Below are 20,871 nucleotides of genomic sequence, written 5' to 3'. Positions count from 1 at the left end.
TATTTTAGTAAGTATTGCTGTTTACTTGTTATTTTTTTCTTTTCTTCCTTCTTTGGGTAAAAGGTTGGGTTTTATTGGTTTTTTTGTTGGGTTTGTTAGTTTTTTACAGGGAATTTTTAACTGTTTCCGAAATTACTCATACATACTTAATAAAATAAATATTCAAGAATGTTTTATCTTATTCGACAAAAAATCATATTTTATAAATCCCTTGAATAAAGATGTAATAAAATTGGAGGTGAAAGGACAATGAGAACCATAAGAAAAAGATTATTGGTGTTAATTTATATCATGATAATTGCCCTTTTGTTCTACTCTTTTTATTTTTCGGATTATGATAAGACATTGAGGGTTTTTTCTTTTTTCGACAGATTGCTTCCTATATACAGGGTTGAGACTCAGGAAAAAAGGATTGCAATATCTTTTGATGCTGCCTGGGGGGCGGATAAAACTCCGGAGATTTTAGACATATTGGACAAATATAAAATAAAAACCACCTTTTTCCTTGTGAAAATGTGGATGGATAAATACCCGGAAATGACAAAACTTATTGCTTCTTTTGGACATGAAATAGGGAATCATTCTGCTACTCATCCTCATATGGGAAAGCTCTCAAAAGATGAAGTGGTAAAAGAGATTCAATCTACCCATCTCAGGATTAAGGAGTTAACCGGGCAGGATTGCAAAGTTTTCAGGCCACCCTTTGGGGAATACAGCGATACATTAATAAAAACAGCTCAGGAACTTGGGTATTATGTTATCCAATGGGATGTGGATTCCTTGGACTGGAAGGATTTAAGCGCATCGGCTATATATGACAGGGTAATTAAAAGGGTAAAACCGGGTTCCATAGTCCTTTTCCATAATAATGGAAAGAACACCCCCGAGGCTTTAAAAATAATTTTACCCGAGTTGATAAAACAGGGATATGAAATTGTACCCGTTTCATCTTTATTAATTAAAGGGGATTATTATATTGATGGGGCAAGCGGAGAAATGAGGAAAAAGCTTTAAAAATATACTGTGATTTAAATTATTGACGTTACTTGAGTAATGAAATTATAATGATTTTATAAACTCTTTTTTAAGGGGCTGGTTTTAATGATGGAGCCTAAGATACTCGTAGTGGATGATGAAAAGAAAATAGTGGACCTGGTAAGGCTTTATCTGGAGAAGGAAGGTTTCAGGGTTGATGAAGCTTTTGATGGTCAAACGGCTTTAAAAAAGATAGAAGAAAATGATTATAATCTTTTAATATTGGATTTGATGCTACCTGAGGTAGATGGATGGACTATATGCAGAAATGTGAGAAAGAATTCCGATGTGCCTATCATCATGTTAACCGCAAGAGGGGAAGAGTTTGACAAAATTTTGGGATTTGAACTGGGAGCCGATGATTATATAGTAAAGCCTTTCAGTCCAAGGGAGTTGGTGGCCAGGGTTAAAGCCCTGCTCAGAAGGCTTAGCCCTAAGGAAGATAAGGATGTCCTGGATTTTCCGGGTCTGTATATTGACCCTTCATCAAGATTGGTGAAGGTGGATGAACGAGAAGTAACTTTGACTCCCAAGGAATTTGATCTTTTGTATTTTCTTGCTAAAAATAAGGACAAGGTATTTACAAGGGAAAAATTGCTGGAAGAGGTATGGGGTTACGATTTTTACGGCAGCCTGCGAACGGTTGATACCCACATAAAGCAATTGAGAGAAAAGCTTGGGAGAAGCAAAGCGGCGTCATATATTGTTACGGTTTGGGGAGTAGGCTATAAATTTGAGGTGGTAAAGTGAAAATTAAAATAAAAAACAGCATATTATGGAAGTTATGGGCCTTTATAAGCCTGATTTCCATAGTTGCCATTATATTCTCGGGATTGATTTTGTCTAAATTCTTTGAGGACTTTTATTTCAGGATAAAGGAAAATGAACTTATAAATGAGGGACAGCAGTTAATTTCACTAATTCTGCGGGGTTCAAATGTAGAAGAGTTTATCGACATTACCAGGTTTATAAATGCCAATGCGGTATTAATAGATAAACGTGGGACTATTTTGGTATGTTCCAAATACTTTCATCCAAAGATGGGAATGATTCTTGATAAAAATGATTTAAATGGCATTCTTAACGGAAAAATACTGGTAAAAAGAAACTTTTTTCGAGGCGTAGAAAATCCGATGCTGATGGTAGCTTTACCCGTGGCCAGTGATGGAAATGTTGTAGGAGGTCTTTTGCTTTTCTCACCAATGGCTTCATTATCTTCATCAGTGTGGGAAATAAGAAAGCTTATTTTACTTTCGGCGTTTTTTGCAATTCTTTTATCGTCAGGGACTAGCCTCGTATTTTCAAAAAGCATCACAAAACCTCTGCTTTTGATGAAAGAAGCTGCGGAAGAGATGGCTAAGGGTAATTTTGATAAAAAGATAGAAGTAATCGAAGACGATGAAGTAGGTACCCTTGCCAGGACCATGAATTTTCTTTCCGACGCGTTAAAAGATAATTTGAACGCACTTTCAAAAGAAAAGGACCAGCTAAAGAATATTTTACTGGGTATGACCGATGGAGTAATAACTTTTGATGAAAATAATAAAATAGTAATGGCAAATTCTCAGGCAATGGAGCTTTTAAATATCATAGATAAAGAACATGACGAGAAGGAAGCCTTGCAAATTCTGAAAAATGCTCTTTTAAGGTTATACGATTTAAAAGAAAATATCGTAGAGGAAATTACCCTGAATGGGAAAATAATTCGGGCAAAAATTTCACCGTTGTTGAACGATGGGGTAAAAGGAGCTGTAGTGGTATTGCAGGATGTCACTAAGGAAAAAAAGCTGGAAAATCTAAGGCGAGAATTTGTAGCAAATGTATCCCATGAACTGCGTACCCCTTTGACCTATATTCAGGGCTATTCCGAGGCCATATTGGATGGGATGGTGGAGGATAAAGAAACCCTGAATAATTATATTAACATAATCTTAGAAGAGACTTTGAGGTTAAAGAGACTGGTAAATGACCTGCTGGACCTGTCATTGATGGAAAACGGACAGGGCACCCTTAAAAAAGATAAATTTTCTATTCAAAGACTTATTGAGAGAGTTGTTCAAAAAATGCATAATCTTGCAGCAAAAAAAGGCGTAAAATTTATACTGGATTTAAAAGAAACCCCTCTTCTTTTTGCCGATGAGGACAGGATAGAACAGGTCTTGATAAATCTAATCGACAATGCTTTAAGATTTTCTCCGGAAGGGGGAGAAATTATTATTTCTTCAGAGCTGGATGATGAGGGCAATATAAGGGTTGCCGTAAAGGATAAAGGGCCCGGTATCCCGGAAGAGGAGCTGCCTTTTATATGGGAAAGATTTTATAAAGTGGATAAATCGAGGGCAAGGCAAAAGGGAGGTACCGGCTTGGGACTTGCTATAGTAAAAAGTATTATTGAAAATCATGGCGGCAGGGTTTGGGCGTCAAATGATGAAAAAGGAGGAAGTATTTTTTATTTTTCCCTTCCCTGCGGCGAATAAAAATAAAAAAAGCCCCTGAAGGGGCTTTTTTACATTTCCGAAAGTACTTCTTCTAAAGGCGTGTAGGATAGATTGTGAGCTTCTGCCACAGCTTTATAGGTTATTTTTCCATTCAGGACATTTACGCCTTTGGCGAGGGCTTTATTTTCCATTACGGCATTTTTCCAGCCTTTATTGGCAATTTCTAAAGCATAAGGCAAAGTGGCATTTGTTAGGGCAAAGGTAGAAGTTCTGGGAACGGCACCGGGCATGTTGGCAACTGCGTAATGAATTACACCGTGTTTTACAAATACCGGTTCCGCATGGGTGGTAGGATGGTCTATGGTTTCCACACAGCCTCCCTGATCGATGGCTACATCGACGATTACGCTTCCGGGTTCCATAGCCTGTACCATTTCTTCAGTAATTAATTTCGGGGCTTTAGCACCGGGGATTAATACGGCACCTATCACAAGGTCTGCTTCACTTACCGCCTTCATCAGATTGAAACGGTTAGAATATAAAGTTTCAACTCTGCCCTGGTAAATATCATCTAAGTAGCGAAGGCGATTAACATTTACGTCGAGTATAGTAACCTTTGCTCCCATACCTACAGCGCGTTTTAATGCATTTACACCTACGGTTCCGGCACCGACGATTACTATAGAAGCGGGAGGTACACCCGGAACACCCGAAAGAAGAACGCCCTTGCCACCTCTGAATTTTTCAAGGTATATGGAACCTTCCTGAATTGCTAATCTTCCTGCAACTTCGCTCATGGGAGTTAAAAGAGGTAAGCTGCCGTCTTCTTTTTGGACTGTTTCATAGGCAATTGAAACTACCTTCTTTTCCATTAAAGCTCTTGTCAGTTCGGGTTCAGGGGCTAAATGCAGATAGGTAAATAAAATTAGACCATCTCTAAAATACTTGTACTCTGAAGGAAGAGGCTCTTTTACTTTTACTATCATGTCGCTTTTTTCCCATACATAGGCTACATCGGATATAATATCTGCTCCTGCGGATTTGTAACTTTCATCGGAAATTCCACTTCCCTCTCCCGCACCTTTTTCTATAAGGACCTTATGTCCTGCTCTTACTAGAGCATCAACTCCTGCCGGAGTTATTGCGACCCGGTTTTCCTGCGCCTTAATCTCCTTTGGAACACCTACAATCATCCTGGTAATCCTCCTATTTTTTGATATTTATTTTATCAATTTATTATAAGCAAGATTTGTGCCAAAAATATACTGCGTATAAAATCCTCGATGGCAAAAAAGAAAAAGCATTTATGGAAACAATAGTTTCCATTTGGAAATACAACACCAATCATTGTCATAATTACAAAAAATTAATTTTGTTCATTTAAATTAATGCCGTATTTTTTCATTTTTTTAATTACGGTAGTGTGGGAAACCCCCAGTATTTTTGCTGCTTTTCTTGCACTTTTTCCCTGAGAAAGAGCCCGAATTAAAGCTTCTTTTTCTGTTTCATTCACAATATCCTTTAACTGAAAATATCTTTTAGAAGAAGAATTGAATATGGTGGGAGAATTTATAATGATTTCTTTTTCAGAAATAATATTCTTTTTACATAGGTTCATTGCCCTTTCCATTACATTTTCCAGTTCCCTTATATTCCCGGGCCAGTCGTAACTTAAAAGATATTCTAAGGCAGCAGGAGCAATACCTTGAACGGATTTATTGAATTTATTGTTAAATTTTTTTATAAAATAATCCACAAGAACGGGAATATCTTCTTTATGTTCTCTTAAAGGTGGTATAAAAATCGGAATTACATTTAGCCTGTAAAATAAATCCTGTCTGAAATCTCCTCTTACTACCATTTCTTCCAGAGGTCTGTTGGTAGCAGCTATTACTCTTACATCTATTCTTATTTCTTCCATTTCACCGAGGCGCCTGACGCTGCTTTCCTGAAGAACCCTTAAAAGTTTTACCTGAATATGAGGAGGGATTTCTGCAATTTCATCTAAAAATATTGTGCCGTGGTGAGCAAATTCAAATAACCCGGGTCTTCCGCCCTTACGAGCACCGGTAAAGGTTCCATCCGCATAACCAAAAAGCTCGCTTTCTAAAAGCGTATCAGGTATTGCAGCACAGTTTACTGCTACAAAAGGATAATCCCTTCTTTCACTTTCCATGTGAATCGCCCTGGCGAAAAGCTCTTTTCCCGTGCCGCTTTCACCGCGTAGAAGAATAGTAGAATCTCCCTTAGAAACGGTTTTAGCCAGCTCTACAATTTCTTTCATTTTTTTACTTTTATATATGATATCTTCAAAAGTAATCATAACCGGCCTTGTCAGAGAATGGGCAAGGCGCCTTACTTCAGACATTTTTCTCAGGGTAATTACAGCCCCATCTACGAAACCTTTGTCATCAAAAAAAGGTTTTACATTTATTAATACCCTTAACGGCCCTTTAGGTGTATTTAATACAATTTCTTTTTGTTCTATACTTTTACCCTTTTCAATATTTTTTATTATTTCGTCCGGTAAATCGGTCAAAGTTTTTAGAGATTGATTAATTGGGGTAAAATCGTAACCGAGAAAAATAGAAGCCTTATTATTACACGTGGTTATTATTAAATTTTTATTTACGGATATTATTCCTTCTTCTACAGAATTTATTACAGTAATCAGATGTTGATGGGCAAGTTCGTGAGGAAGCCATTCTACAGGTGTAACTTCGTAAACATCTTTAATGTTTCTTATTTTATCAAGTATATCTTTTAATTTTATCTCTGGAATAGGTTCAATATTAAAATATATTTCCCCCTGCTTTACGGATAAAGCTATTATATTAGCGCCGCAACTTGCTATGGTTTCGGAAACATCTCTTACCATACCCACCCTATCTTTAAATCTGATCCGGTACCTAAATCTTTTCATTTTCTACCCTCCGAAAAGATTTGTTATTTAATAATTCCATATTTATTGAAAAAATCCTTTTTAAATGGAAACTGTGGAATAAAAAGTTTACATTTTGGTCCTATAAATTAATTTAAACTATTAATATTATAAAAAAAATCAGCAAAATAAGACAAAATATAATTGGCAGAGAATTTGCTTTGTTATATAATAATTAAAAAGTACCAAAGGATATAAAATTTTTATAAAAAATAGGTAATATTATACCCAGGAGGTGATGTTAGTAAAATAATCATTTCTGGTAATAATAAGAAAAAATAAATTAAGGAGGGATTTTTTTGGAAGCTTTTGCGGCTTTAGTGGGCAAATTGGGTAATATTGTTTGGGGTCCTCCTATGCTGGTCCTGCTTGTAGGAACTCATTTATTATTAACGTTTAGATTACGATTTATTCAGAGGTACACATTTAAAGCCATTAAACTTTCTCTTGCAAAGTCTGCTGAAGGAGAAGGGGACGTAAGTCATTTTGGAGCATTAGCTACTGCCCTTGCAGCAACAGTGGGAACGGGAAATATAGTAGGCGTTGCAACGGCTGTGGGACTCGGTGGGCCGGGGGCTATTTTTTGGTTGTGGATAACTGGCGTTTTTGGTATTGCGACTAAGTACGCTGAAACCTTACTTTCTGTAAAGTACAGGGTAAAAAATGAATTGGGGCAGATGGCAGGAGGTCCCATGTACGTCCTGGAAAGAGGACTTAAGATGAAATGGCTGGGAGTGCTTTTTGCCCTCTTTACCGCCATTGCTGGTTTTGGTATAGGTGTAAGCGTACAGGCAAACTCCATTGCGGATATGGTAAAAAATACCTTTAATATACCAACTTGGATTACGGGGCTTGTTATTGCTGTATTAACTGCAATAGTAATATTAGGCGGAATAAAAAGTATTGCAAGAGTATGCGAGGCCCTTGTTCCTTTTATGGCAATAGTATATGTACTCGGATGTCTGATAATAATTCTTATGAATATTTCAGCTCTTCCCGGGGCTATTGCTACGATTTTAAAAAGTGCTTTCACCGGGCAAGCAATGATTGGTGGATTTGCCGGTGCAGGAGTAATGCAGGCAATAAGATACGGTGTAGCCCGTGGGGTTTTCTCCAATGAATCCGGGCTTGGAAGCGCTCCGATAGCCGCCGCAGCAGCGCAAACCCCTAACCCTGCAAGACAAGCCCTTGTTCAGATGACAGGAACTTTCTGGGATACGGTGGTAATTTGTTTATTGACCGGCCTTGTGCTTGTTACCACCGGAGCTTGGCAGACGGGCTTAAAGGGAGCTGCTCTTACAAAAACTGCTTTTGAACATATACCTGTAGTAGGGCCAATTACGTTAACCTTAGGTCTGCTAACATTTGTATATTCAACAATTCTTGGATGGTCTTACTACTGCGAAAAGGCTGTAGAGTACCTCTTCGGAACGAAAGCGGTAATGCCCTATAGAGTGTTGTGGGTAATAGCTGCGTTCGTTGGTTCAGTAATGTCCTTAGGTTTAGTGTGGGATATTGCTGACGTATTAAACGGCATGATGGCCATTCCGAACCTTATTTCCCTGATTGCTTTATCCGGAGTGTTGGTAGCAGAAACTAAAAAATATGTCTGGGAAGACAGACTGGAGGAAAAAGCACCGGAAGAAAACTTTTAAGAGGGGATTTACCCCTCTTTTTTTTATAATTTTTTATGTATAATTTTTTTAGATATTTTTATATTATTTTTGGGCGGTGTTAAAATTGACAAAAATTATAGGAATTTCCGGTTTTTCAGGAAGCGGGAAGACTACTCTAATAGATAAACTCATTGGCATTTTAAAAGAAAAAGGTTTAACTGTTGCGGTAATAAAACATGTGGTTTCAGGGGTAAAATTCGGGGAAAAGGACACCGATAGGTATATTATTCGAAAGGCTGATTTTGTTGCAGGGATTTTCGGGGAAGGTATAATTATGTATAAGAGGGAACAGGTTAGCTTACGGGATTTACTGAAAAAAATAGGCAATTATGATATTGTTCTAATAGAAGGTTTTAAATATGAAGATTTTCCTAAAATTTTTATTTTAAAAGGGCAAGGAGAGAAGGACGAGATAGAATTCTTAAAGGAGTATAAAAAAGATATATTGTGTTTTGCAGGAAAGAAGGATTTGAATATAAACAATTCTTTCATTAAAGGTCCTATGTTTTCTTACGAAGGGAATCCGTATATTAAGTATTTTGATAAAAACTTACCTTTTTTTAATAGGGACGATGGAGAAAAGATTGCTGAATTTATTATTAATGAAATATAAATTGAAATATACATTTTTAAATTTTCTGGAGGAATCTATATGTTTAACCCTTTAAAGGTCAACAAATTTCCTGAAAAACCCGGAGTTTACCTTATGAAAGATATCGAAGGGAAAATTATTTACGTAGGGAAAGCGATTAATTTAAAAAACAGGGTAAAATCCTATTTTAGAAATAAGGAGAGCCTTTCGCCAAAAGTGCGGGCAATGGTTTCTCAGATAGAAGATATTGAATTTATTGTTACAGAATCTGACCTGGAAGCCCTTGTTTTGGAATGTAATTTAATAAAATTTCATAAACCAAAATACAATATTCTATTAAGGGATGATAAACAGTATCCCTATATTAAAATAAACCTTGATGCTCCTTATCCTTATCTGGAAATAGTAAGGCGAATAAAAAAGGACGGAGCCAAATATTTTGGTCCTTTTGTGGATGCGGGAGCTTTAAGAGAAACCATTGATGCAATTCGGAAAATTTTCCCCATAAGGTATTGCAGTAAGGACTTAAGTAAATTGCCTTTGAAAGAACGACCGTGTTTAAACTATCATATAAAAAAGTGTCTTGCTCCTTGCAAGGGCGGTTTACCTCAGGGAAAATATATGGAAATGGTAGAGAATATTATTCTTTTTTTAGAAGGAAAAACCGATTTATTAGTCAATATCTTAAAGGAAAAAATGTTTAAAGCATCTGAGGCTCTGGATTTTGAAACCGCTGCGGAAATTAAAGAAAAATTAATTTCTATAGAAAAAGTAAGGCAAAAACAACATGTGGTAACAATGGATTTAAAGAATAAAGATATAATTGGATATTTTTCTTTTGAGAATATTATTTGCCTGATGGTTTTGTTTGTGCGAGAAGGAAAACTTATTGAAAGGCGGCCATTTATTTTTAACGATTCCTATCAAAATGAACCAGGTGAAGTAATTTCTTCTTTTATAAAACAATTTTATGATGACATGAAAACTATACCGGAAGAAATTATATTGCCTGAAAATATTGAGGATAAAGATGTAGTGGAAGAATGGCTTTGCTTTAAAAAGGGAGCCAAGGTAAAAATTGTCATAGCCGGTGAAAATAGTGAAGAAGACTTTAAATTGATTAGCTTAGCTTTGGAAAATGCTAAGGAGTACGTTATGCAAAAAAGATTGTGGGAAAAAAAGGAAGAGTGTAACGTATTGGAAGAACTTAAACAGAAACTATCATTGCAAAAATTACCCTTTAGAATAGAGGGTTTTGATATCTCAAATACGGGCGGAACGGATTCTGTCGCTTCCATGGTGGTTTTTGAGGGAGGTTTACCCAAAAAGCAGGATTACAGAAGGTTTAAAATTAAAACCGTTGAAGGCCCCAATGATTTTGAAAGTATGAAAGAAGTAATCTACAGGAGGTTTAACAGGGCAAAAAAAGGAGATGAAAAATTCGGGGAAATCCCCGATTTACTTTTAATAGATGGTGGACCCGGTCAATTAAAATACGCAAAAGAAGCCCTGAAAGAACTGGGGTTTAATGAAAAAATTGAGGTAATTTCCATAGCCAAGGAGTTAGAACTTATTTATAAAGATGATAAAGATCCAATAGAACTTCCAAAAACTTCTGAGGCTTTGAAATTGCTACAGCGGATAAGAGATGAAGCTCATCGCTTTGCCGTTACCTTTCATAGAAACATAAGGGCAAAAAGGAATATGGACTCGGTTCTTGATAGTATACCCGGTATCGGTGAAAAAAGAAAAAAAGCCCTTTTACAATCTTTCCCAAGCATAGAAGAAATTAAAAATACAAGCATTGAGGAACTGGCGCGAGTACCCGGTATGAACAAAAAAGCTGCTAAAGCAGTTTACAATTATTTTCACAGTGTCCTCCATTGAGCGTCTTGAATATTTTATATTAAAGAAATCAGCGCTCAAGGGAGGTTTTTAATGTGGATATTTTTAAAACCATTGCGGTGCTTTCTGTTGTAATCGAATCTCTAACAAATACCCTGCTTTTTTTATTGAACATTTTTACAAAACCTTTTAAAATCTGGTCGGAAGAAGAAAAAAGAGGAGTTGTGGCAATATTTCTATCTACTGTAATAACTCTGGGGATTAATCTAAATATATTTGAAATAGCAAACATAAAATTCACATTCCCCGTAATTGGCACAATTTTGACCGGTCTTTTATTTGCGAGGGGAGCAAATGTTATTAAAGATATATTTGATATTATCTATTATACAAAGGTAGAAAAGAAAACTTTGAAATACGAAAAAAAAGAATAAAGAAACTAATAACATAGAGGGGAGGTATGTTTTACTTCTCCCCTTTTTATTTTGGCTTTAAAAAACTTCATTATTTTTCCGCGACACAAAATCTACCACGAATGGTATAATAGTTGCATATTATGTTGGAAAAGAGGTGATTAATTTGTGAAAAAAAAGCTAATAGAATTAATTGAAAAAGAAGATAAAAAAAATCCTTACACGGATGAACAACTTTCTAAACTATTGGGTATGAGAAGGGATGAGGTAACGGTTCTAAGAGGAGAATTAAACATACCCGATTCGAGGGAAAGAAGAAAGCCGTATTTATTGCAGGAAATTAAACAGATTTTAATCCACAATGAAAATATTTCAAACAGAGAACTTACCAGGGTGCTCAGGGATAGGGGTTACGATGTATCGAGATTTCTGATATCCAAAATAAGGCAGGAAATGAAAGGCATTTTGACCGAGCCTTCGGATAAGAAAGAAAAGGAAGAAATTAAAAAGCCTGCAGAAAAAAACAAAGTTGTATCGGGATTTGAGAGAATCATAGGGTATGATGGAAGTTTAAAGCCACAGGTAGAGCAGGCCAAAGCTGCGGTTTTATACCCTCCTTACGGATTGCACACCCTTATCTTAGGGGAAACCGGGGTGGGAAAAACGAGTTTGGCCGAGGCCATGTATCAATATGCGGTAGAAGTAGGAAGACTTTCAAAGAATGCTCCTTTTGTAGTCTTTAATTGTGCTGATTATGCGGAAAACCCCCAGCTTTTACTTTCACAGCTTTTTGGCCATGTAAGGGGGGCTTTTACCGGAGCCGATGCTGCAAAGGAAGGACTTGTAGAAAAAGCTAATGGGGGAATTCTTTTTTTGGATGAGGTTCACAGACTGCCGCCGGAAGGTCAGGAAATTTTATATTACCTTATCGATAAAGGAAAATTCAGGAGGCTCGGAGAAACCGAGACTACAAGGCAGGTAAACGTAATGATTATTGCTGCCACTACGGAAGATGTAGAATCTAACCTTCTCTTAACCTTTCGAAGAAGAATCCCAATGGTAATAGAACTTCCACCGTTAAACACAAGGCCAATTGGTGAAAGGTTTGAAATAATCCGGGATTTTTTCAAGAGGGAAGCCGATAAAATAGGAGCAAAAATAAAAGTAAAAAAAGAAGCATTGAGAGCTTTATTAATTTATGAATGTCCTGGAAACATAGGTCAATTAAGGAGCGATATACAGGTAGCCTGTGCCCGGGGATTTTTGACATATATAGGGAATCACGGCAATTTTATTGAAATAGACCTTATTGACCTTCCGGTGCATGCAAGAAGAGGCCTGTTGAAGGTGACAAATAGGACTCCAGAAATTGAAAATATTGTTTCCAAGGATTTGATTGTACTACCGGGAGAAAGTGACGAAAAATTTTCTGTTAAAGAGGACCTTTACGTTTTTCCGGAAGAAATATATGAGTACATTGAAGAAAAATACCGGGAATTAAAAAAGGAAGGTTTGAGCCAGGAGGTAATAAACCGGGTAATCGGAGGAGAATTGGAGGTAAAATTTCAGGAAATTTTAAGACAATTCGAGACCAGGAAAAAAACTTTTGAGAAGCATGAACTGGCAGAAATTGTAGGAGAGGAAGTAGCCAAGCTTTCCGAAAATATGGTTAAAATAGCTGAAAGAAAACTGGGTAAGATTGATAAATATCTTTACTATTGCCTTTCAGTTCATTTAGCAGCTACTTTAGAACGAATAAAAAAAGGCAAACCAATTATTAATCCTCAGTTAGAAAAAATTAAAAAGGATTATAAACTGGAGTATAAGATAGCTAAGGAAATGGCAAAGTTAACAAAACAACATATGGATTTTGAACTGCCGGAAGATGAAATAGGTTTTATCGCTATGTATTTAAGGACTATTACCCATCCCCATGATAATGTAAAAAAAGGGAGGGTTGGAGTAGTCGTTTTAACTCACGGTCATGTGGCAAAAGGCATGGTAGAAGTTGCAAATAAACTTTTAGGTGTGGATCATGCGGTAGGGATTGAAATGTCTTTGGATGAAAAACCGGCAGTGGTTCTGGAAAGGGCTATCGAAGTGGTTAAAAAAGTGGATGAAGGGAAAGGCGTACTATTGTTGGTTGATATGGGCTCTCTAATTACTTTTGGTGAGATAATTACCAAGAGGACGGGAATTCCTACCAGGACTATTGGCCGGGTGGATACTATTATGGTTCTGGAGGCTGTAAGAAAGGCAATAATACCCGATACATCCCTGGAAGAAATTGCAGAAAGCCTGGATAAGAACGACATTAGTTTTGGTAGGATTTACACCAAAGAAGACAGGATAAGTGCCCCCAGGGCAATCGTCACCCTGTGCCTTACGGGTGAAGGAGCCGCTTTACGAATGAAGAGGTTAATAGAAAAAAAGCTAGAAAATACCGGAGAAATTTACGAGATAATACCCCTTGGTTTAACTAATGGAGAAGATGCGAAATTAAAAATTATAGAACTTCAAAGTATAAAAAATATTGTAGCTGTGGTTGGGACTATAGACCCTCAAATTCCGGAAATACCTTTTATCTCTATAGAAGAAATCTTGGATGGCAGAGCCTTTTACAGGATAAGCAAATACCTCGGCATAAATTGTGATAAAAAAATAGAAGGAGCAAATAGTGGAATTTTCAGTGAAATGATCGATGAGGGCTTAATTTTAATTAATCCGGACTTTAATTCAAAAGAAGAAGTGCTGGAAGGACTTTTTAAAGTTCTTTTTGAAAAGCAGTATGTAAATGAAAGGTTTTTATTTGATGTTTATAAACGAGAGGTAATCGGCAAAACGCTTTTGCAGAGCGGAGCAGCTATTCCCCACGGTTTGCCGGAAAACGTTATCACACCGAAGATCGCTATGGCGATACTAAAAGAACCTGTAGAGTGGGAAAACGATAAATTTGCGGATTTCGTATTTATGCTGGCATTAAAAGAAGGTAACAAAGATCAATTTTTAAAGCTTTTTAATATGATTAAAGAAAGGGAATTCCTGAAAAAACTAAAAACTTATAATGAAGCTGAGACAATAAAAAATGTATTTTTTGAGTCTTTAATTATTTAAACAAAATATGTCATCGATGGCATGTGGTTTGCAAATAAATTATTAACAACACTGAACAATCAACCGGTTCACAAAACTTTTTAGGAGGCATTAAAATGGACGGGAAAATTACGCTGGAAAAGAATCTTATTTTTATTGGACTTGATGTAAAGGATAAATTGGAAGCTATAAGTCAGATGGCTACAAAATTAGAAGATTATGGATACGTAAATAATGAATATAAAAATGCAGTAATTGAGAGGGAAAAGGTTTTCCCCACAGGACTTCCTACAAAAGGAGTGGGTGTGGCTATTCCTCATACGGATATTAAATACGTAAATAAATCGGCCATTGCGATAGGTGTATTAAAAAATCCTGTACTATTTAACGTAATGGGAAATCCCGAGGAAAATGTGGAAGTAAAATTGATATTTATGCTGGCACTAAAGGAGCCTAAATTGCAGGTAAATACGTTAAGAGATCTGGTAGAAATTTTTCAGGATGAAAACTTATTAGCTGAAATTGTTAATAGTGATAGTGAAGAGAAAATTATAGGAATAATTTCTAAATCCTTTGTAAAAAGTGAAAGTGCATAATTTAGAAGGGAGGTGAAAATTTGGACACAAAAAGGATAGTCGTTGCTTGCGGCACTGGAATTGCAACTTCAACGGTTGTTGCGGACAAAATTGCTGAAGCTTGCAAAAAGGAAGGATTAAAGGTAGATATTGTTCAGTGTAAAGTTACCGAGTTAAAAAGTTATGCGGATGGAGCAGATGTAATTGTTAGCACTACTATTGTAAAAGATAAATTCAATGTTCCCGTGATAAACGGCCTTTCCCTTATCACGGGGATTGGTGAAGAGGCGGTATTAAAACAGGTGGTGGAAGCTTTAAAAAAATAAGGAGGAAAGTATATGAGTATTATTAAATTTATTCTTGACCTCGGTGCGGTGGTAATGCTTCCTATTATAATTTTTATCCTTGCCGTTATCCTGGGAGAAAAACCCGGTAAAGCCTTCCGCGCCGGTGTAACCATAGGAATAGGCTTTATAGGAATTAATCTGGTAATAGGTCTACTTGTTAACAACTTGGGGCCTGCAGCAAAAGCAATGGTAGAAAACATGGGGATTAAATTGAACGTGATTGATGTAGGATGGCCAGCAGCTGCCGCAATTGCTTTTGCGTCTCAGGTAGGTGCTTTTGTAATACCCATAGGTCTTGCAGTGAACATCCTGATGCTGGCATTTGGTTTGACGAAAACAGTAAACGTAGATCTCTGGAACTTCTGGCATTTTGCTTTCACCGGTGCTCTGGTTGCTGCTGCAACAAAAAGCTTAACCCTTGGAATGGTAGCTGCTGCTATAAATGCTGCTATAGTTTTAAAACTGGGAGATTGGACTGCACCTATGATACAGGAATTCTACGGAATTCCCGGCATATCATTGCCTCACGGATTTTCAGCAGCCTATGTCCCGATAGCTATTCCATTAAACAAATTAATGGATAAAATCCCCGGGATAAATAAAATTGAAGCAAATCCGGATGAGATTAGCAAAAAATTCGGGGTTTTTGGGGAACCGGTAATAATGGGTCTTATATTAGGTATTATCTTAGGGTTACTTGCCAAATACGATGCAAAAGCCACTCTTAACTTAGGAATGTCTATGGCCGGTGTAATGTTTTTAATGCCCCGTATGGTAAAGATCTTAATGGAAGGCTTAATACCCGTATCGGAAGCAGCAAAAAATTTTATGCAGAAACGTTTTGCCGGAAAAGAATTTTATATAGGTCTTGACTCTGCAGTATCCATAGGTCACCCTGCTGCGATTGCAACGGCTTTAATTCTTGTTCCAATTACTATTTTGCTTGCAGTAATTATTCCCGGCAACAGGGTATTGCCTTTTGGCGATCTTGCTACAATACCTTTCATGGTAGCCATGGTGGCTCCTATTTGCAAAGGTAATGTTTTTAGGTCTGTCATTATAGGCGCTATTGTTATAGCAGTAGGCTTATTGATTGCCACAAATGTATCGCCATTGCATACACAGGCTGCAATAGATGCTTCCTTCCAATTCCCTGAAGGAGCTTCGATGATTTCCAGCATCTGCGACGGAGCAAACCCGCTTACATGGATATTACTTCAGATTATGAAGATATTTGGTTAATACTTGGTATGTTTAGGGGCAACTTTGCGTTGCCCCTTTTTCTTTGAATAAATTGCATATAAAAGAAAAATATAGTATATTAGTGTAAGTAATTGAAAGTATAAAATTTTAAGACCAATGGTTAGGAGTGAATTAAATGCTGAACAACGAAAAAATAGAAGAATTATGCAATATCTCAAAAAGAGTTAGAAAAAATATCATTGAAATGATTACCGAAGCAGGTTCAGGACATCCGGGCGGTTCTCTTTCATGTGCGGATATATTAGTAGCATTATATTTTCACGTCATGAAAGTAGATCCCCAAAACCCGGGATGGGAAGATAGGGATAGATTCGTCCTATCGAAGGGACATGCTGCGCCTGCAATTTATGCGGTTCTTGCAGAAAAGGGGTTTTTCCCGGTAGATGAGCTAAAAACTTTAAGAAAAGTAGATTCCAGGCTCCAGGGGCACCCGGATATGAAGAAGACTCCCGGGATTGATATGACAACGGGATCCTTAGGGCAGGGTATTTCCGCAGCGGTAGGTATGGCTCTTGCTGGGAAACTGGATAAAAAAGATTACAGGGTTTATGCCGTGCTTGGAGATGGTGAATTGCAGGAAGGCCAGGTATGGGAAGCTGCTATGGCCGCCGCTCATTATAAATTAGACAATTTAACGATTTTTTTGGATCATAATCATCTACAAATCGATGGCACGGTAAAAGAGGTTTTGAGTCCCGAAGACGTTGGCGAAAAGTTTAAAGCTTTTAACTGGAATGTAATCAATATAAACGGTCATGACTTTTACCAAATAATTGATGCAGTAGAAAAAGCAAAAAAAATTAAAGAAAAACCCACGGCTATCATTGCGGAAACTATAAAGGGTAAAGGGGTACCTTTTATGGAAAATCAAGTGGATTGGCACGGTAAAGCTCCATCTAAGGAACAGGCAAAAGAAGCTTTAAACTACCTTAATTAATATTCTCAGGCTAATTTCTAATTGACCGCATAATTTTATATAATTTTCGTGCTAAAATAATTTGTTGGAGGTATAAAAAATGCCAAAGATTGCTACAAGAGAAGCTTATGGAGAAGCCCTAACTGAAATTGGTGAAAAAATAAAGGAAATCGTAGTTTTAGACGCGGATTTGTCCAAATCTACTAAAACCAGCGTATTTGCAAAAAAATTCCCCGAAAGGTTTTTCAATATTGGTATTGCAGAGCAAAATTTAATGGGAATAGCGGCAGGACTTGCTACCTGTGGCAAAATTCCTTTTGCCAGTACTTTTGCAGTTTTTGCTACAGGAAGGGCTTTTGAACAGATAAGAAACTCTATTTGTTATCCCAAATTGAACGTAAAAATTGCCGCTTCCCATGCGGGTCTTACGGTAGGAGAGGATGGCGCCACCCACCAGTCCATCGAAGATATAGCATTGATGAGAACTTTACCTAATATGGTTGTTATTAATCCTGCCGATGCGGTTGAAACAAAAAAAGCAATTTATGCTGCAGCTATGTACAATGGTCCGGTATATATAAGGCTGGGAAGGCATCCCGTCGATGTGATATTTGATGAAAGCTATGAATTTCAGCTGGGAAAAGGAATAGTGCTAAGGGAAGGCAAGGATGTGGCAATTATTGCAACAGGAGTTATGGTAGCGGAAGCACTAAAAGCTCATGAGGAACTCAAAAAGGAAAATATTCATGCCATGGTTGTAAATATTTCCACAATTAAACCTATTGATAAGGAATTATTACTTAAAGCTGCTGACTGCAAAGCTGTAATTACCGTAGAAGAGCATACTATCTACGGGGGATTGGGCAGTGCAGTAACGGAAGTACTTTCGGAAGAAAAACCTGTATTAGTAAAGAGGATCGGAATCGAGGATACTTTTGGGGAATCGGGAAAACCCGAAGAGTTGCTTAAAAAATACGGGTTAACGGTTGAAAGGATTGTATGCGAAGCAAAGAAGATACTGGGAATAAAAGGATAGTTATTTTTTAAAATAATTTTTAAGATTAATAAATTATAAAAAGAGGTGGTATAATGAAATTTTTCCTGGATACGGCAAATATTAATGAAATAAAAGAAGCGGTTTCTCTGGGTGTTATTTGTGGAGTTACCACGAATCCTACGCTTATCGCAAAAGAAGGAAGAGATTTCCAGAAAACGATTATCGAAATAACAAAACTGGTTGATGGTCCGATAAGCGCTGAAGTAATTAGCCTTGATGCCGAGGGAATGGTGAAAGAAGCCTTAGAAATATCCTCATGGCATCCGAATATTGTCATAAAAATTCCCATGACCTGGGAAGGTTTAAAAGCGGTGAAAGAATTGAGCAAAAAAAACGTAAAAACTAATGTTACATTGATATTCTCCCCAAATCAAGCGCTTCTTGCTGCAAGAGCAGGTGCTACTTATGTAAGTCCCTTCGTAGGAAGATTTACCGATATTTCCCAGGACGGTATTGCCCTTATCACGGATATAGCGGATATTTTTAGCCTACACGATATAAAAACAGAAATAATAGCGGCGAGTATAAGGACGCCAATGGATGTGATAAATGCTGCAAAGGCAGGAGCTGACATTGCTACCATACCTTACAAGGTATTAGAACAAATGATAAAACATCCCATGACCGATTTGGGGATAAAAAAATTTTTGGAGGACTGGGAAAAAGTACCGAAAAAATAAAAGCAGGGTATCACCCTGCTTTAATTATTTCTTTTTCTTTTTGTTTTCAGGCCCGCGCTCAGGATCTACGAAATTTTGTGCTCCTCTAACACGGTTTAGATCTTCTTTCCTTACAGCAAATTCTTCACCGATTTCTTCCTTTACTTTCTCTCGCTGGGCTTCCTTTTTGTTTTTGTTCTTATCCATTATTTCTGCCTCCTATGAAAAAATTTTTCTTTTTTTAATATGTATCATTTTTTACTTTTTATAACTTCATCATGAAAATTTGATATAATATTGTTGTAAATGAACTAAATATTTTTATAATAATAATTAAGAGGAATTATCAGACAAGGAGGAATTTTAATGAAAATTATAGTGCTGGGAGCCGGACTTGTAGGAAGTTTAATAGCAAGGGATTTATCCAGGGATTTTGATGTAACCGTAGCAGATAGAAGTGAAGAAGCTCTGAAAAGAATTAATGAATTGGCCGGGGTAGGCACACTTCAAATTGATTTTTCGAAAGAAAATGCAATTAAAGAAACGGTAAAAGATTTTGATCTGGTAGTGGGTGCGGTACCGGGTTTTTTAGGTTTTAATATGTTAAAACAGGTTATAGAAGCTAAAAAGAATATAGTGGATATTTCCTTTGCTCCTGAAGATTGTATTGTACTGGATGATCTTGCAAAGGAGAATAATGTCACCGCTGTCATTGATTGCGGTGTGGCCCCGGGTATGAGCAATATATTAATTGGCCATGTGACAAAAATGCTGGATGAAACTCAATATTGCGAAATACTGGTAGGCGGATTACCACAGTCAAGGTACTGGCCTTACGAGTACAAACTGGTTTTTTCGCCTTTGGATACCATTGATGAGTATATGAGGCCGGCAAGAATGAAAATTAACGGGGAAATAGTGGAAAAGCCTGCTCTTTCGGAGATAGAACTTGTAGATTTTCCTCCGATTGGCACCTTGGAAGCTTTTAATACTGACGGTCTGCGTTCACTTTTATACACCTTGAACATTCCCAATATGAAAGAAAAAACTTTAAGGTACCCCGGCCATGCAGAAAAAATGAAAATGTTAAGAGAAACAGGATTTTTTGCGAATGATCCAGTTGAAGTAAATGGAGTAAAAGTAAAACCAATTGAATTAACGGCTAAATTGTTGTTCCCGATGTGGAAGTTAAAGGATGGGGAGAAAGATTTTACAATTATGAGGGTTACCGTAAAAGGTAAGAAAGATGGGGAAATGATATCTTACATATATGACCTGGTGGATTACTTTGATGATGTGATGAAGGTCACTTCTATGGCAAGAACTACTGGATATACTTGTTCGGTTGTTGTAAGGTTACTTGCAAAGGGATTATACGATAAAAAAGGTGTATGTCCTCCCGAGTATTTGGGAATGGAGGACCGGGTTTTTGAGGAAATACTAAAGGGTTTAAGAGAAAAAGGTGTCATTTATAATGAAAGTATAGTAAAATCATGAAAAAATGCTCTTTATAACTTGCCCTTAAATAGGGCATTTTGTTTTAATAAAAGCAAAAATTTTGTAAAATTGACTGTATAAAAATGGCTTTTTATAATAAAATTAACAAAAGGAAGCGGAAAAGATATAAACCTTATAAATGCGAGGAGGTTTTTTATGGTCAAGTATGAGGTAATGGTTAACAGAATAGGTGAGCTGGTAGTGGAATATCTTAAACAAAAGGTATTAATTATTTTTGATGAAGATTGTCCTTTAGAACTAAAAGAAATATCAATCACTCATACGAAATCTGAACTCAAAAAAGATATTTCTGCAGGTGATACCATATATTTCAAGGAAGTACCCTATAAAGTTACCGCGGTGGGAGAACAGGCAAACAATAATATCAGAAAAATCGGTCACTGTGTTTTCAAGTTTGACGGCAGCAGTACACCGGAACTTCCGGGATACATCCATTTAGAGGATAAATTTTTACCGAACATTTTTCTGGGAGATAAAATACGTGTAGAAGGCGAATAAAGGAA

19 protein-coding genes are annotated in these 20,871 nt (G+C 36.9%); 16 read left to right on the top strand and 3 right to left on the bottom strand.

The genetic code is table 11. The features are described 5' to 3' along the window. The first annotated feature begins 249 nt into the window (after window positions 1-249). The 3 genes from ATZ99_RS08670 to ATZ99_RS08660 all read left to right on the top strand — a co-directional run bounded on the left by ATZ99_RS08670 (window position 250) and on the right by ATZ99_RS08660 (window position 3,512). On the top strand, window positions 250-1,014 hold the full coding sequence (locus ATZ99_RS08670; protein WP_068748843.1) for a polysaccharide deacetylase family protein: 765 nt from the start codon (window positions 250-252) through the stop codon (window positions 1,012-1,014). 87 nt (window positions 1,015-1,101) lie between these two features. Continuing rightward, window positions 1,102-1,785 carry a response regulator transcription factor gene (locus ATZ99_RS08665; protein WP_342669116.1) on the top strand — a complete coding sequence of 228 codons (684 nt, stop codon included), beginning with the start codon at window positions 1,102-1,104 and terminating at the stop codon, window positions 1,783-1,785. Further along, on the top strand, window positions 1,782-3,512 hold the full coding sequence (locus ATZ99_RS08660; protein ID WP_245641350.1) for an ATP-binding protein: 1,731 nt from the start codon (window positions 1,782-1,784) through the stop codon (window positions 3,510-3,512). The genes ATZ99_RS08665 and ATZ99_RS08660 overlap by 4 nt, the downstream gene beginning before the upstream one ends. 29 nt (window positions 3,513-3,541) lie before the next feature. On the opposite strand, the gene ald is transcribed toward ATZ99_RS08660, so the two are convergent. Both ald and ATZ99_RS08650 read right to left on the bottom strand, forming a co-directional pair. Continuing rightward, window positions 3,542-4,666, bottom strand: a complete 1,125-nt coding sequence (ald, locus tag ATZ99_RS08655) for an alanine dehydrogenase (protein WP_068748842.1) — start codon at window positions 4,664-4,666, stop codon at window positions 3,542-3,544. A gap of 173 nt (window positions 4,667-4,839) precedes the next feature. Continuing rightward, a complete protein-coding gene (locus ATZ99_RS08650; protein ID WP_068748841.1) occupies window positions 4,840-6,396 on the bottom strand; it encodes a sigma 54-interacting transcriptional regulator in 1,557 nt (518 codons plus the stop codon). 317 nt (window positions 6,397-6,713) lie between these two features. On the opposite strand from ATZ99_RS08650, the gene ATZ99_RS08645 reads away from it, so the two are divergent. From ATZ99_RS08645 to fsa, 11 genes are all read left to right on the top strand, one after another. Then, complete coding sequence (locus ATZ99_RS08645; RefSeq protein ID WP_068748840.1) at window positions 6,714-8,069, top strand: alanine/glycine:cation symporter family protein; 1,356 nt, start codon at window positions 6,714-6,716, stop codon at window positions 8,067-8,069. A gap of 85 nt (window positions 8,070-8,154) precedes the next feature. Then, complete coding sequence (gene mobB, locus ATZ99_RS08640) at window positions 8,155-8,703, top strand: molybdopterin-guanine dinucleotide biosynthesis protein B (protein ID WP_068748839.1); 549 nt, start codon at window positions 8,155-8,157, stop codon at window positions 8,701-8,703. Between the two features lie 39 nt (window positions 8,704-8,742). After that, complete coding sequence (uvrC, locus tag ATZ99_RS08635; protein WP_068748838.1) at window positions 8,743-10,569, top strand: excinuclease ABC subunit UvrC; 1,827 nt, start codon at window positions 8,743-8,745, stop codon at window positions 10,567-10,569. A 53-nt stretch (window positions 10,570-10,622) separates the two neighbouring features. Further along, window positions 10,623-10,961: a hypothetical protein gene (locus ATZ99_RS08630; RefSeq protein ID WP_068748837.1), complete on the top strand. Its 339-nt coding sequence runs from the start codon at window positions 10,623-10,625 to the stop codon at window positions 10,959-10,961. Window positions 10,962-11,108: 147 nt separating this feature from the next. Beyond that, window positions 11,109-14,054: a sigma 54-interacting transcriptional regulator gene (locus ATZ99_RS08625; protein ID WP_068748836.1), complete on the top strand. Its 2,946-nt coding sequence runs from the start codon at window positions 11,109-11,111 to the stop codon at window positions 14,052-14,054. A 95-nt stretch (window positions 14,055-14,149) separates the two neighbouring features. Continuing rightward, on the top strand, window positions 14,150-14,629 hold the full coding sequence (locus ATZ99_RS08620) for a PTS sugar transporter subunit IIA (RefSeq protein WP_068748835.1): 480 nt from the start codon (window positions 14,150-14,152) through the stop codon (window positions 14,627-14,629). A gap of 20 nt (window positions 14,630-14,649) precedes the next feature. Next, the gene (locus ATZ99_RS08615; protein ID WP_068748834.1) at window positions 14,650-14,934 is read left to right on the top strand and encodes a PTS sugar transporter subunit IIB; all 285 of its coding nucleotides are present in this window, start codon (window positions 14,650-14,652) and stop codon (window positions 14,932-14,934) included. Between the two features lie 12 nt (window positions 14,935-14,946). Further along, complete coding sequence (locus ATZ99_RS08610; protein WP_068748833.1) at window positions 14,947-16,197, top strand: PTS galactitol transporter subunit IIC; 1,251 nt, start codon at window positions 14,947-14,949, stop codon at window positions 16,195-16,197. A 136-nt stretch (window positions 16,198-16,333) separates the two neighbouring features. After that, the gene (locus ATZ99_RS08605) at window positions 16,334-17,155 is read left to right on the top strand and encodes a transketolase (protein WP_222927102.1); all 822 of its coding nucleotides are present in this window, start codon (window positions 16,334-16,336) and stop codon (window positions 17,153-17,155) included. Window positions 17,156-17,234: 79 nt separating this feature from the next. After that, window positions 17,235-18,170, top strand: a complete 936-nt coding sequence (locus ATZ99_RS08600; protein WP_068748832.1) for a transketolase family protein — start codon at window positions 17,235-17,237, stop codon at window positions 18,168-18,170. Between the two features lie 53 nt (window positions 18,171-18,223). Continuing rightward, on the top strand, window positions 18,224-18,871 hold the full coding sequence (gene fsa, locus ATZ99_RS08595; RefSeq protein WP_068748831.1) for a fructose-6-phosphate aldolase: 648 nt from the start codon (window positions 18,224-18,226) through the stop codon (window positions 18,869-18,871). Between the two features lie 24 nt (window positions 18,872-18,895). Here fsa and ATZ99_RS11875 read toward each other — a convergent pair whose 3' ends face one another. After that, window positions 18,896-19,057 (bottom strand): hypothetical protein, encoded by a 162-nt coding sequence (locus ATZ99_RS11875; RefSeq protein WP_157074740.1) that lies wholly within the window; start codon window positions 19,055-19,057, stop codon window positions 18,896-18,898. 159 nt (window positions 19,058-19,216) lie between these two features. Here ATZ99_RS11875 and ATZ99_RS08590 point away from each other — a divergent pair, with 159 nt between their 5' ends. Further along, complete coding sequence (locus ATZ99_RS08590; protein WP_068748830.1) at window positions 19,217-20,347, top strand: saccharopine dehydrogenase family protein; 1,131 nt, start codon at window positions 19,217-19,219, stop codon at window positions 20,345-20,347. A gap of 156 nt (window positions 20,348-20,503) precedes the next feature. Beyond that, complete coding sequence (locus tag ATZ99_RS08585) at window positions 20,504-20,866, top strand: PTS glucitol/sorbitol transporter subunit IIA (protein ID WP_068748829.1); 363 nt, start codon at window positions 20,504-20,506, stop codon at window positions 20,864-20,866. Window positions 20,867-20,871: the final 5 nt, after the last annotated feature.

This window comes from Thermovenabulum gondwanense, from assembly GCF_001601575.1.
Taxonomy (GTDB): domain Bacteria; phylum Bacillota; class Thermosediminibacteria; order Thermosediminibacterales; family Thermosediminibacteraceae; genus Thermovenabulum; species Thermovenabulum gondwanense.
The sequence above is the reverse complement of the archived record's forward strand: the minus strand, read 5'-3'. Positions and strand labels throughout refer to the sequence as shown.